This window comes from Flavobacterium sp. AK-301 (assembly GCF_058310215.1).
The window spans coordinates 132,427-146,080 of record NZ_JBZEES010000002.1 but is presented as its reverse complement, the minus strand read 5'-3'; the positions used below and the strand labels follow the sequence as shown (position 1 = coordinate 146,080).

Here is a 13,654-nt window from a genome sequence, read left to right as displayed (position 1 = left end):
ATTTTTGTAAAATCATAACCCCTAAAATGGCCAAAGTAAATAAAAACGAAACTACTGATAAAAAAACGGCAAATCCTGCTGATAAAAAAACATCTTGGAAAATAAGTAAACAAAAAAAAATCCTTATTGGGAGTTTATTTGTATTGTTCTCTATTGCCTTATTATTAGCCTTTATTTCTTTTTATTTATATGGTAAATATGATCAGAGCGAATTAACCGCTTTTCAGAACAGAGATGCTGAAGTTCAAAACTGGTTAGGTAAATTTGGAGCTTTTTTAGCTGATTTTTTCATCTTCAAAGGTTTTGGTATTGCTTCTTTCCTGTTTGTAAGACTCTTTTTCCTTACAGGAACCTATTTAGTATTAGATATGTCGATTACAAAGCTTAAAAAGATATGGTTCTGGGATTTGTTTGCAATTGTTATTCTTTCCGTTACACTAGGCTTTTTTAGTAAAACTATACCGGAACTCGGAGGAACTATCGGTTTTGAAATGAATCTGTTCATGCAGGATTATCTGGGTAAAATAGGCACACTATTGACATTAATCTTCGGGATAATCATATTTCTTATTTTCAAAATCCAGATTTCACCGGAAAGCATTCAGTCCTTTTTTGAAAAAAGAAAAAAAGAAACTACTGATACTCATATAAACAAAGAGGAAAAAGCCCCTTTTTCTGAAGAACAGGAGGTTTTAAATATTGAAGAGAAACCAAACTACTACTCCTATCCTGAAGAAGAAGAAACTGGTGAAATAACCCTTAAAACAGTTCCTTCACAATTCGAAATCAATAAAGAGGCTTTAAAACCAACTATCAGTAATCCTTCTGAAATAACCTTAAATCCGGTTAAAGTTACTGAACCCGTTAGAATAGAATCTAATGACAGTGCTTTTGTTATTGAAAAAGTAGAAGAAGAAACAACAGTAGAAGAAAACTTAGCCGCAAAACTGGTTGAAGACTTTGGAGAGTTCGATCCTACACTGGATCTGTCAAATTATAAGTTTCCTTCTGTCGATCTGCTTAAAGAATATACCACAGGTGGTATTACCATTAATCAGGAAGAATTAGAAGAAAACAAAAACCGTATTGTAGAAACGCTAAAAAACTACAAGATCGATATTGCCCAGATCAAAGCAACCGTAGGTCCATCCGTAACCTTATATGAAATTGTACCGGAAGCCGGAATCCGAATTTCAAAAATTAAAAGTCTGGAAGATGATATCGCATTATCACTTTCAGCTCTGGGAATCCGTATTATTGCCCCTATTCCCGGAAAAGGAACTATCGGTATTGAGGTTCCAAATAAGAATCCTACCATGGTTTCTATGAAAAGTGTTATCGTATCTACAAAATTCCAACAGGCAGAAATGGAACTGCCTATCGCTCTGGGAAAAACAATTTCTAACGAAACTTTTGTAGTCGATCTGGCAAAAATGCCACACTTATTAATGGCAGGTGCAACTGGTCAGGGTAAATCCGTTGGATTAAACGCTGTACTAACTTCATTATTATACAAAAAACATCCGGCAGAAGTAAAATTTGTTCTGGTCGATCCTAAAAAAGTGGAGCTCACCCTGTTCAACAAAATTGAAAGACATTATTTAGCAAAACTTCCGGATACAGATGATGCTATTATTACAGATAACACAAAAGTAATTAATACCCTGAACTCTCTTTGTATTGAAATGGATAACCGTTACGATCTTTTAAAAGATGCAATGGTCAGAAATATTAAAGAATACAATGAAAAATTCAAATCCAGAAAATTAAACCCGGAAAATGGTCATCGTTTTCTCCCTTATATTGTTTTAGTAGTCGATGAGTTTGCCGATCTGATCATGACCGCCGGTAAAGAAGTGGAAACACCTATTGCCAGACTGGCACAATTAGCCCGTGCTATCGGTATCCACCTGATTATTGCAACACAAAGACCGTCAGTAAATGTAATTACAGGTATTATTAAGGCTAACTTTCCTGCTCGTATCGCCTTCAGGGTAACTTCAAAAATTGACTCCAGAACGATCCTTGATACACAGGGAGCAGATCAGTTAATTGGTCGCGGAGATTTACTCTATACAAACGGAAATGATGTTGTTCGTGTCCAGTGTGCCTTTGTTGATACTCCGGAAGTTGAAAGAATAACAGAATATATCGGATCTCAGAAAGCATATCCGAATGCCTATTTACTTCCTGAATATGTTGGTGAAGAAAATGGCATAAGTATTGATATAAATATCTCAGAAAGAGATGTTATGTTCAGAGAAGCTGCAGAAGTAATTGTAACCGCTCAACAAGGTTCTGCTTCACTGCTTCAAAGAAAATTAAAGCTTGGCTATAACAGAGCCGGACGACTGATCGATCAGTTAGAAGCAGCCGGAATTGTAGGACCTTTTGAAGGAAGCAAAGCGCGTGGTGTTTTAATCCCAGATTTGACATCTCTTGAACATTTTCTAAACAATGAACAAAATAATTTATAACATGCAAAAAGTCTTTCAACTTACATTATTACTAGTATTTAGCTTTTCTATCCACGCACAGGATGCTAAAAAAGCAAAAGATCTGTTAGACGATGTTTCAGCTAAAGTAAAGAGTTACGATAATATCGCTATCACTTTTAAATATACCTTAAATAATCCCAAAGAAAACATCAATCAGGAAAGCCGTGGTGATGTTACTTTAAAAGGAAATCAGTATGTTCTGAACTTTATGGGATTCAGTAAGATATTTGATGGAAAAAAAACATATACTATCACTCCGGAAGATGAAGAAATCAGCATTTCTAAATATGATGCAAACGATGATAAATCCATTACTCCTTCTAAAATGTTTACTTTCTTTAACAGCGGGTATAAATATTCATGGGATATATTACAGGATATCAAAGGAAGGAAGATTCAGTATATTAAATTAGTTCCTCTGAATGCTAAAGACAGCCGTAAAGAAATCCTTTTGGGAATAGATATACAGACCAAACATATCTACACTATGATCGAAATGGGAAAAAATGGAAGTAAAACAACATTAACAGTTAATTCTTTTAAAACGAACCAGCCATTGTCAAAAAATCATTTTACCTTTACAGAAAGTAAATATCCAAATTACTATATCAATAATTTAGATTAACATTTGAGTGAAAATTCTTGACCGGTACATTCTAACAACCTATTTAACTACATTTGCTTCTGTATTTGTAATTTTGTTTTTTATATTTATTTTACAAACCGTATGGTTATTTATAGCTGAATTAGCGGGAAAGGATCTGGATTTTTTCCTGATCATTAAATTCTTATTGTTTGCTTCACCAAAACTAATACCATTAGTATTACCACTAACAGTACTGCTATCTTCTATCATGACTTTTGGTAATTTTGCCGAAAATTATGAATTTGCAGCAATGAAATCATCCGGTATCTCACTACAGAGAGCAATGAAAAGCTTAATTATCTTTATAGTTTTTTTGAGTATTGCCGCTTTTTTTTTCGCAAACAATGTTATCCCCTATTCTGAATATAAATTTATTAATTTCAGAAAAAACCTTGCTCAGGTAAAACCCGCCATGATAATAGCCGAAGGTCAGTTCAGTGATCTCGGAACACATAATATCAAAGTAGACAAAAAATCAGGTGAAAAAGGTGAAAAACTGGAAGGTATCACCATTCATAAAAAAGGAAATGTAAGTGGTAGCAACACTATTGTGATCAAAGCTAAAAACGGAGAACTAATCAGCAGTGAGAAATCCAATATATTACAAATGGTCTTATATAACGGATACTATTATGAAAATATCATTCCTAAAAAATATGAAGACCGGAATAAATATCCTTTTGTAAAAAGTGCTTTTAAAAAATATATCATTAAAAGTGATCTGAGTAAACTGAATATTAATGTCGATCAGGAACAGGTTTCTAATACCAATGGTATGCTGAATATAAATCAGTTAAAATATACACTGGATTCTCTTTCTAAAAACTATAAAAATGAACTGGTTTCTTTTACTGATAATGCTTATCAGAGAACTGGGATTACTACCGTTCCCAAAACACAGGAAAAACCTTCTAAAGAAGTTCTAAACTCTGATTTATTAAAAGAATTTAGTAAAGACGATCAGTCAAAAATTCTGGAAATTGCAAGCAGTACTGTCTTAGGTTCTAAATTTACAATCACAAACTCTAAAGTAGAACTGGATTTCAAACAGAAGAATATTAATAATCACTGGCTTGCCTTTTATGAGAAATTTGTAATTGCTTATGCCTGTTTATTAATGTTTTTTATTGGTGCCCCTCTCGGAGCAATTATAAGAAAAGGAGGTCTTGGATTACCTATTGTATTTGCAGTATTAATCTTTATTACCTTTCACTTTATAAATACCTTCGGCAGGAAAGTAGCGCAAGAAGACGGAATGACTCCTTTTCTAGGTTCCTGGATGTCTTCTTTTATCCTAACTCCTTTTGCAGTATTATTAATTCACAGAGCAACGAATGACCGGGGATTATTTAATATAGATGTGATAACGATGCCTGTTCAGAAAATAATTGAAAAAATTAAAGAATTCTTTAAACGAAAAAAATAACTACAAGATTTATGTCTAATAACCACAATATACAGCTAAATACTATTGAAGAAGCAATAGAAGATATCAGACAAGGTAAAATTATTATTGTTGTCGATGATGAAGATAGAGAAAATGAAGGTGATTTTATCGCTGCTGCTGAGAAAGTAACCCCGGAAATGATCAACTTTATGGCTACAAACGGAAGAGGGCTTATTTGCGCTCCTTTAACGGAAAGCCGCTGTAAGGAACTGGAGTTAAATCTAATGGTTACTAATAATACTGTTTTACACGAAACACAATTCACTGTATCGGTAGATTTAAAAGGTCACGGATGTACTACCGGTATTTCTGTTCATGACAGAGCTAAAACCATTCAGGCTTTAGTTAACGATGATACTAAACCGGAAGATCTGGGACGCCCGGGACATATATTCCCTTTACGGGCTAAACAAGGTGGTGTTCTAAGAAGAACGGGACATACAGAGGCTACAATCGATTTTGCAAGACTGGCAGGATTAAAACCCGCAGGAATATTAGTAGAAATATTAAATGAAGATGGTTCCATGGCGCGTCTTCCTCAATTAATCGAAGTAGCTAAAAAATTCGATCTGAAAATCGTTTCTATAGAAAATCTGGTAGCCTACAGAATGCAACATGACAGCCTGATCGTTAAAAAAGAAGATTTTGAGATCTCCACCCGCTTTGGATCTTTCAGATTAAGAGCTTACGAACAAACCACGAATAAACAGGTTCATATTGCTTTAACAAAAGGAACCTGGAACTTAGGTGATTCGATACTTACCCGTATCAATTCAACTACTGTAAACAATGATCTTCTAAGTACGCTGACTAACAACATCGATCAGAAACTGGACAATATGTTTAAACTGATCAATGATGAAGGTAAGGGTGCTATTCTTTTTATTAATCAGGAATTACAGACCAATAACTTACTGAATCGTTTATCTGAACTAAAAACGTTACAAGCCGGAGGAGTACAAAAAGCGCCTCAGATCCAAATGGATAATAAAGATTTTGGTATAGGAGCTCAGATTTTACATGATATTGATATTTCTAAAATAAAATTAGTATCTAATTCCGAACAGAGCAAACGCGTTGGAATGATCGGATACGGTCTTGAAATAACAGAATACGTCAATTATTAATCATAAAAAGATATAAATGGGGTCTATCGAAGAAAGAATAAAAAATTCAGAAACACATATATTTAAAGCTGTCTTTCCAAATACAACGAATCATTATGATACGTTATTCGGAGGAACAGCATTACAGTTAATGGATGAGGTATCCTTTATTTGTGCCACCCGCTTCAGCAGAAAAAAAGTAGTTACCATATCTACCGGTCAGATCGATTTCAAAAAACCGATTCCTGCAGGTACTTTAATCGAGCTTGTTGCGCATGTAATTAAAGTAGGTAATACCAGTTGTCAAATTCAGGTAGATATTTATATGGAACAAATGTATACTGATCTGAGAGAAAATGTGGTTTCAGGTACATTTGCTTTTGTTGCTGTAGATGAACATAAAAATCCGGTTTCGATCCTCGATTAAACTGTACTTCATTAAAAAATGAAAAAGCCTTTATTCAGAATTATACTGAATAAAGGCTTTTTAGCTTCCGGTAATTTAGTTCCCTTTAACCACCTTTAATAAAAAGCCATCTATCACCTGCACTAATTACTTTAATATAGGACCAACTGAAGCCATTACCATTATTATTATAAATTGGTACAACCTCATAACTCGGAGTACTAACAACAACACTTGGAGCGCTAAGACCAGAATTTATATTTCCTGCTATAATATACATTTTACCTTTTAAACCATCAGGTGGTGGAAGTGATATACTGCCACTACTACTAGAAGTACCGCCTATATACAAAAAACAATCATCTGGTTTTACTGTATAAGGTGGCTTAGCCACATACTTAATATTGTCTCCACAGGAACACGAATTACTGCCGGATGACATTCCAACCCATCTCTCTCCATTATTATAATATACCCCTTCGGAAACATCATCTGAATCTGTATTGTATACCACCATCCCTTTAGCATGTTCAGAAAGAGGAACCGGTAATGCCGTAGCTGAAAGTTTTACTCTTGGTAAACGCAATCCTTTATTATTCGTATTAAAATCTACAATTGCATCCGGATGCGGAAATACGGCAGATTGAGCAAAACAATCCATCTTAGCAAGTATTAAAGCTAATAAAAACACAATAATTCTTTTTTTCATTTTTTAAATAAATAATTTTTTATAAGAAATTATACACCTTAAGTATAATTCAAATAATGTTCTGTGGTAAAAGAACACTGACGAAACGAAGATCTCTTTTTAATTCCGGGTAATTTAAATTGCTCTAAAAACAGCCCATTGATCTCCTAAACTAATTACTCTAACATACGACCACCATGGATTACCATCATAACCAGGTGATCGGGTAATACTAACACCCTGAACAGTTGGACAATTATTATACAAACAATAGGGTGCTGCTAAAATATACATCTTACCCTTTAAGTCATTAGGTGGCGGTAATAATATCGTATTATTTTTAGAATCTTGTTTATATGTTATATATACAAAACAATCATCCGGTTTTAATGTATATGTTCCTCCATTCATAGTCACAGACTTAACGTTGTCTCCGCAGGAACACGAATTACTGCCGGATGACATTCCAACCCATCTCTCTCCATTATTATAATATACCCCTTCGGAAACATCATCTGAATCTGTATTGTATACCACCATCCCTTTAGCATGTTCAGAAAGAGGAACCGGTAATACCGTAGCTGAAAGTTTTACTCTTGGTAAACGCAACCCTTTATTATTCGTATTAAAATCTACAATTGCATCCGGATGCGGAAATACGGTGGATTGAGCAAAACAATCCATCTTAGCAAATATTAAAGTTAATAAAAATATAATCATTCTTTTTTTCATTTTTTCAAATAAATAATTTTTAAATACTATTCAGGTAGCAAAAGGACACATTACATAAAAGAAAATGCTTAAAAAGTGTACAATTTATTATGACAAATTGTAAAAAAAATAATAAGTAACGCTTAGTGCCTTATTTCTCAATTACTTAACACAAAGAATACTCTTTAATACTAAATGATTTATTTTTTTGTCATAAGGATTTTGAACAAATATGAGATTCAAAAGTTATTTATCTGCATACTCTTTTGTTTTTCTAAAGCTATTATAACTACTAAAACCAACAAGATAAATCATCTCAATTTCAGAAAGGTTAGAATATAATTTATTCGCTTTCATTGATTCCAGTTCATCCAGTCTTTTTTTATTGACATAAGTACTGAAATTCATATCATAATTCTGATTAATGAATGCTGACAGATAGGTTCTGTTTGTCCCAAGTGCTGTAACCAGATCCGTTATTTTCAGTTCAGAGTTAAGATATGGTTTTTGCTCTGTTATATATTTTTCAAATTTATTTTTATTTATGGAATATTTTTTAACCGATTCCTGTTGCAGCGAATCTTTAATAATCCCTTCAACCATAATAAAATTACCTCTGAATAAATTATAACATATTATTATAGTAAACACCACAAAAAATAAATTTGAGAATATAATTAAAATTTGAAATAATATACTCCCTTCTTTTATGAAGAAAAAAATTAAAGGAAGAGGAAATAAAAATAAATCACATAAAATTATTTTATAAAGCCAACTGAGAGAAGATCGTTTTATATCAGCCGAATAATACATAATATTCTTACGATAAACCATAATTCTCTTTATACACAGTACAAGATAAAAAACATTAATAATAATACGGATTACTATACGTGAACGCTCAAAAATAGAGAACCATTTATAATTATCTAATAGAAAAACCTGTTTTTTAATTAACATAATCCTTTGATCCAAAGGAATATTAAATGACCAGATCAAATAAATAAAAAATATTATAAAAGGTAACAGATAATTTTTATATGAAAAAACCTCCCCTTTTTGTATCCTAGTTATCTGAAAAACAATATAATAGGAAAAAACAGGAACAAGAAGCATACTAATTAAATTGATTGAAGTAATATAAATATATACTTCTTTTTCAAAGTAGAAAAGAAAAGAAGTAATAAGATAAACTAATAAGATCAAATGAGATGAGATCAATAAAACAATAAATCTCTTTGTTACTTGCTCAGAATAAACATAAACAAATTTTAACAACAACAACATCATACAAAAAATTGTTGAAAAAATTGTAGCCGAAAAGGACATCGCTAATATTAAATCCCGTATTTCCATTTTTATAGTATTATCTTTTTATTTATAAGTAACCTCTTCTTGTGTCATTTGTCTTTTTTACTCTTAAATAACTTCGATAACTACCAAAACCAGCCATCAGAACTAAATTTGTTATAGTCTTTCCTTTATGAACTTTCATTTGAGAAAGTCTTTCTACCTCCTCAAAACGTAATTGATTGACATACTGGCTAAAATTCAGATTAAATGCTGTATTAATAAATTTGGACAAATAAGTACGATTCATTTCAAAAACATCCACTAAATCAGTAATCTTAAATTCCGGATTCAGATAAGGTTTATGCTCTTCAAAATATTGTTGGAATTCAGTTTGAGTTAATATCTTTTTTGTTTTAAAAAAAGGAGATTCCATTGCTGTATCACTTTCTTTCTCAGCAGTTTTTTCTTTTTCTAAAGGAATTATATCCCCGGATGAAACTAAAACATTATTTATTTTTCTGGGAACAGTCAACAAATAATTATGTTGTGTTATATTATACACAATAATAATATTTTTTAAAGCAAAAACAACAGAAAGGAATATCTCCAAAAAATATAAGGTCTGATCTAACAAAACAGATGCTGAATACACTAAAAAGAGTACTACTTTTATAAAAAGAATCACAGAAACCCATTCCATATTCCATTTTTCTTTACCAAGCCTCTTAATTACACTTTCCCTATAAATGTATAATCTATATACAGATAAGTAAATATAATACACCTGATAAGCAACACATGAAATAATAATATATGGAAACAGAAAAGAATAAATTGTATGTGGATATGCTATAATATCTAAGGAACCAATTAAAAATATTAATGTCGTACAAAAAAGTATAAAAGGAATAACATAATGTACCGATGAAATGCTTTTATTATTATTCAGAGGAGTTAAACAATAAACAAAGTTGTAAGAAACAACCTGAATAATATGATAGAACAGGCTATATAGAAGAAAAAAATATTGCCATTTCCCTTCAGTAGAAATATAAAACTTTATAATACACCACATTGGCATGCATAACAGATAATAAAATACAAGTAGTTTTTTAATCTGCTTTTCTTCAAAAGTAAACTTACCCTGATAAGAAACAATACAAATAATTCCACCTATTATAGATGAAAAGATGTAGATAGAAGTAAAAAGAATTTTTAAATAATCCATTCTGTCATTACTAAACCGTCAAAAGATCAGTTCATTATAGTACACAAATTTATAACATTACAATATAAAAAAAATAATTCTTATAAGAATAAGCCTTATTTTTTGTTATTTTTATATTTTATTTAACCATTATTAATGAATTAAATAGGTATCCGGGTAAATATTTTTAAGCAACCTCAAATCTAATGTTACATCCGGTATCATAAAACAACATTATATTATAGTGCGGCAAAGAAATATTTTTAAAGACAAAAAAGATTGGTAAATCGTACATTTTTTTGTGACAAAATGTAAAAAAGATTGTAAAAAAAATAGAGCGGTTTATTATTTCGAAAATGACCATAAAGGCATCTTTTAGCTTGTGAAATAGCTGACCATAGGATGATCGTCTATTATTTTAATTGGATTTTCATAAAGCTATTTTAAATACTTATACTTTTTGTAATTGTTTCATAAAGATTTTTAAGAAGCTCAACCTGTCTTAAAAAATAATCTCATCAAGGAGAAGTATCCAAAAAATGAAAAACCCTTGTAAATTAAAATTTACAAGGGTTTTCTTTTAGAATCTGCGGAGAAAGAGGGATTCGAACCCCCGGACCTGTTACAGTCAACAGTTTTCAAGACTGCCGCATTCGACCGCTCTGCCATTTCTCCAGTAAGGCAATCAATGTCCTTGATTGCGGTGCAAATATAGCAAGCTTTTTTGATTATGGAAACATTTTTACTGTTTTTTTTATATCCTTTTTTTAATCATTTCATTATCAGACTTTATAAAAAAATATTTTTTTCTTTATATCTAAAAAAATCTCTGATTAATGATTAAACAAACATTAATTCAATCCGAAATCAAGTATAGATAACAAAAATTATTCTCCTTATGTGTTTAAAAATAAAATTTACTCTTGTTTTATTTTTAGAATATTTTCATGTGCTCATATCTTTAATCTCTTTATCTAAATCTGATATTAGGATTAACGGATGGATCCAAACGCTTTTTAGGACAAGACAGACATAAAAGAGAGGCTGTCTATTATAGACAGCCTCTCTTTGTTTTCTTTGGTTTAAACTGACGGAGAAAGAGGAAATTGAACACCCCTCTTACACCTTTTTATAAAACTATTATTTTTTAATAGATACTATAATTTCAGAACGTCTGTTCACCTGATGCTCTTTTGAAGAACATTCTACTCCCTTCTTACAATGATTTAATATTTGTGTATCTCCATAACCGCGCCCAGTTACTCTGTCAGGTGAAATTCCTGAGGCAACAATATAATCTACTACTGTTTTAGATCTTCTTTTTGATAAATCAAGATTAAAATCAGGACTAGAACGACTATCGGAATGAGAGCGAATATCTACAACAATATCAGGATATTCCGCTAGAAGATGAATCAATCTGTTTAAATTTCGTTTTGATGATGTTCTAAGATTATATCCTCCATAATCAAAATAAATAGGATTCAGATCTATCTTTTTCATTAAATCATCCCCTGAGGAAATCTGAATAACTTTATCTTTATCATACACAATAGTAAGCTCACCTGGTGCTTCCGGAAGTAACCTTATATCAAAAGAATGTAATCCTTCTGCTTTTATATTGGTAATCATTTCATATCTGATATAACCTTTTTTATCAAACCTAAATCTATATTTATCTAATTCTGAAAGCCCTACTTCTGTTTCACTACCTGAATTTACATGTATAGTATTTACTATATTATCTTTATGATCGTATATAATTACTTTGACATCATCTAATTTTACAGCACTTAAAGAATCTGTAACATTAAATTTCACTTTAATCTCAAATGGATTTAGAAGCGGTGATCCCTGTTCAAAAGCATAAATATTATCTTGTGCTCCTCTACCTCTGTTTGAGGTAAAAAAACCTCTTTTATTTTGTTCATTAATAATAAAACCAAAATCATCTGCTGTCGAATTAATTTCACCTCCAATATTATAAACATGATATTCACCTGTATTAATATCTTTATAAGCCGCAAAAACATCTAATCCTCCTCGTCCCAAATGACCGTTAGAGGAAAAGTATAAAATACCGGATTCACTTATAAAAGGAAAAGTCTCTTTGTGCATGGTATTAACCTTATCTCCCAGATTAACGGGTGTTTTAAAACCACCATTTTCTAAAATCTCCACTGCATAAATATCAGTATCGCCATAGCCTCCCATTTTATCTGAAACATAATACAATGTTTTATCATCGAGACTCAATGTAGGATGCGCATTAGCATGGTTGTCTCCATTAATAGGTAAATCCTCAATATTAGTCCATTCTCCATTTACTTTTGTTGCTCTGTAAATTTTTAAATAATTGACTTTAGCATCTGAAATTCCTAATTTCTTTTTAAAATAATTGTTTCTTGTAAAATACATCGTGTTCCCGTCTTTTGTAATAGCAACGGAAGACTGATTATATTTTGTATTAACATCTCCCGGTAATAAAACAGGTTTTTCTAAGGTTCCGTCTGTTTTTATTGTGGACACATATAACTTTGTATATGGCTCCCCGTTCCACCCTTGTGTTTTGTTAAATAACATTTTATTTTCTCGTGAAGAAGCAAAAATTAATTTATCTTTTTCATAAAACGAAGCTCCAAAATCAGAACTTTCACTATTTATTTTAAGTCTTTTTACAGTATAAACAGCTTCATTTTGTTTAATTTCATCAAGGTAATTCGTTTTCAGCTTTTCTATAATCTGATCTCCTTTCCCAATCATATTATAATATTTCAGAAGTTGCTCATCTGAGTTTGCATATTCAGCATTAGCTCTCAGACACTGAGAATATCTGAAATGATAAATTGCCGTTACCGTTCCGGGCATTTTCATGATTTGATTATAAGGTTGTAATGCCTTAATATACTTTCCATTAAAATAATAAGAGTCGGCAAGCTTCATAAGGGCTGCCTTAGATCTATTCTTATCTTTCTTTAAAAGTTTTTCATACATATTCGCTGCTTCTGCATAAGCATAAGAATCATAAAGTGCATCTGCCTCCTTCATACTCTGTGCGCTCGCTTTGGGACTTATGAAAAAAGCTATTATTGTAACATAAAAATAAAATTGTAATATATGCTTCATATAATTTAAATAAATTGGGGTTATTACTTTTTCTTTAATATAATTAAGGACTTACCATCCTAAATTTCACCTAAAAATCCTTTTTGATATATTGTCTAAAACAATCTGATAAAATACTAATCGCTCCTTGTCTACTTATTTTTAACCAATGTCTACTTATTTTTAACCAATGTCTACTTATTTTAAATCAATTAATAAACTAAGTCTCTTTCCTGATATAAAAAATCGTCATAATAAGGAGATGCCTTTTTATCTTTTTTAGTAAAGATATTGTCATTAATAACTCACTTTGTCTTTATTTAAACATCGTGTGTTTTAATTATAATTAAAAAGAAGTAAAACGTATCATTTTAAACAGACAATAATTAACCTAAAACTACTATTTGCGCAAAATAACAAAAAAAATATCATATATACGCATAAAAAAAACTCAATACTAAAACAAAATAAATAAATGACTAACTATAACTAAAACACTACATTAAATCAACCTTAATATAACTCAACTGTAAGCTAAAAAATTTAA

At 31.0% G+C, this 13,654-nt stretch carries 10 protein-coding genes and 1 tRNA gene; 5 read left to right on the top strand and 6 right to left on the bottom strand.

Going from position 1 to position 13,654, the window contains the following annotated elements; all coding sequences use genetic code 11:
• The first annotated feature begins 26 nt into the window (after nucleotides 1–26).
• From AC4FQX_RS04240 to AC4FQX_RS04220, 5 genes are read left to right on the top strand one after another with little or no spacing between them, the layout of a single operon-like run.
• On the top strand, nucleotides 27–2,477 hold the full coding sequence (locus AC4FQX_RS04240; protein ID WP_491166429.1) for a DNA translocase FtsK: 2,451 nt from the start codon (nucleotides 27–29) through the stop codon (nucleotides 2,475–2,477).
• Nucleotides 2,458–3,123: an outer membrane lipoprotein periplasmic chaperone LolA1 gene (lolA1, locus tag AC4FQX_RS04235; RefSeq protein ID WP_491166428.1), complete on the top strand. Its 666-nt coding sequence runs from the start codon at nucleotides 2,458–2,460 to the stop codon at nucleotides 3,121–3,123. Before AC4FQX_RS04240 ends, lolA1 begins: the two co-directional genes overlap by 20 nt.
• 7 nt (nucleotides 3,124–3,130) lie before the next feature.
• Nucleotides 3,131–4,570 carry an LptF/LptG family permease gene (locus tag AC4FQX_RS04230; RefSeq protein ID WP_491166427.1) on the top strand — a complete coding sequence of 480 codons (1,440 nt, stop codon included), beginning with the start codon at nucleotides 3,131–3,133 and terminating at the stop codon, nucleotides 4,568–4,570.
• 11 nt (nucleotides 4,571–4,581) lie between these two features.
• Nucleotides 4,582–5,718, top strand: a complete 1,137-nt coding sequence (gene ribB / locus AC4FQX_RS04225; protein WP_491166426.1) for a 3,4-dihydroxy-2-butanone-4-phosphate synthase — start codon at nucleotides 4,582–4,584, stop codon at nucleotides 5,716–5,718.
• 16 nt (nucleotides 5,719–5,734) lie between these two features.
• Nucleotides 5,735–6,124 (top strand): acyl-CoA thioesterase, encoded by a 390-nt coding sequence (locus tag AC4FQX_RS04220; RefSeq protein ID WP_491166425.1) that lies wholly within the window; start codon nucleotides 5,735–5,737, stop codon nucleotides 6,122–6,124.
• Between the two features lie 85 nt (nucleotides 6,125–6,209).
• Here the strand turns inward: AC4FQX_RS04220 and AC4FQX_RS04215 are convergent, their stop codons facing one another.
• The 6 genes from AC4FQX_RS04215 to AC4FQX_RS04190 all read right to left on the bottom strand — a co-directional run bounded on the left by AC4FQX_RS04215 (nucleotide 6,210) and on the right by AC4FQX_RS04190 (nucleotide 13,128).
• On the bottom strand, nucleotides 6,210–6,812 hold the full coding sequence (locus AC4FQX_RS04215; RefSeq protein ID WP_491166424.1) for a phage tail-like protein: 603 nt from the start codon (nucleotides 6,810–6,812) through the stop codon (nucleotides 6,210–6,212).
• 114 nt (nucleotides 6,813–6,926) lie between these two features.
• Nucleotides 6,927–7,511, bottom strand: coding sequence for a phage tail-like protein (locus AC4FQX_RS04210; RefSeq protein WP_491166423.1), 585 nt, complete (start codon nucleotides 7,509–7,511; stop codon nucleotides 6,927–6,929).
• 237 nt (nucleotides 7,512–7,748) lie between these two features.
• Complete coding sequence (locus AC4FQX_RS04205) at nucleotides 7,749–8,105, bottom strand: hypothetical protein (protein WP_491166422.1); 357 nt, start codon at nucleotides 8,103–8,105, stop codon at nucleotides 7,749–7,751.
• A 775-nt stretch (nucleotides 8,106–8,880) separates the two neighbouring features.
• Nucleotides 8,881–10,023, bottom strand: a complete 1,143-nt coding sequence (locus tag AC4FQX_RS04200) for a helix-turn-helix domain-containing protein (RefSeq protein WP_491166421.1) — start codon at nucleotides 10,021–10,023, stop codon at nucleotides 8,881–8,883.
• 569 nt (nucleotides 10,024–10,592) lie between these two features.
• Nucleotides 10,593–10,677: transfer RNA gene (locus AC4FQX_RS04195), tRNA-Ser, on the bottom strand.
• Nucleotides 10,678–11,142: 465 nt separating this feature from the next.
• A complete protein-coding gene (locus tag AC4FQX_RS04190; RefSeq protein ID WP_491166420.1) occupies nucleotides 11,143–13,128 on the bottom strand; it encodes an OmpA family protein in 1,986 nt (661 codons plus the stop codon).
• Between the last annotated feature and the right edge of the window lie 526 nt (nucleotides 13,129–13,654).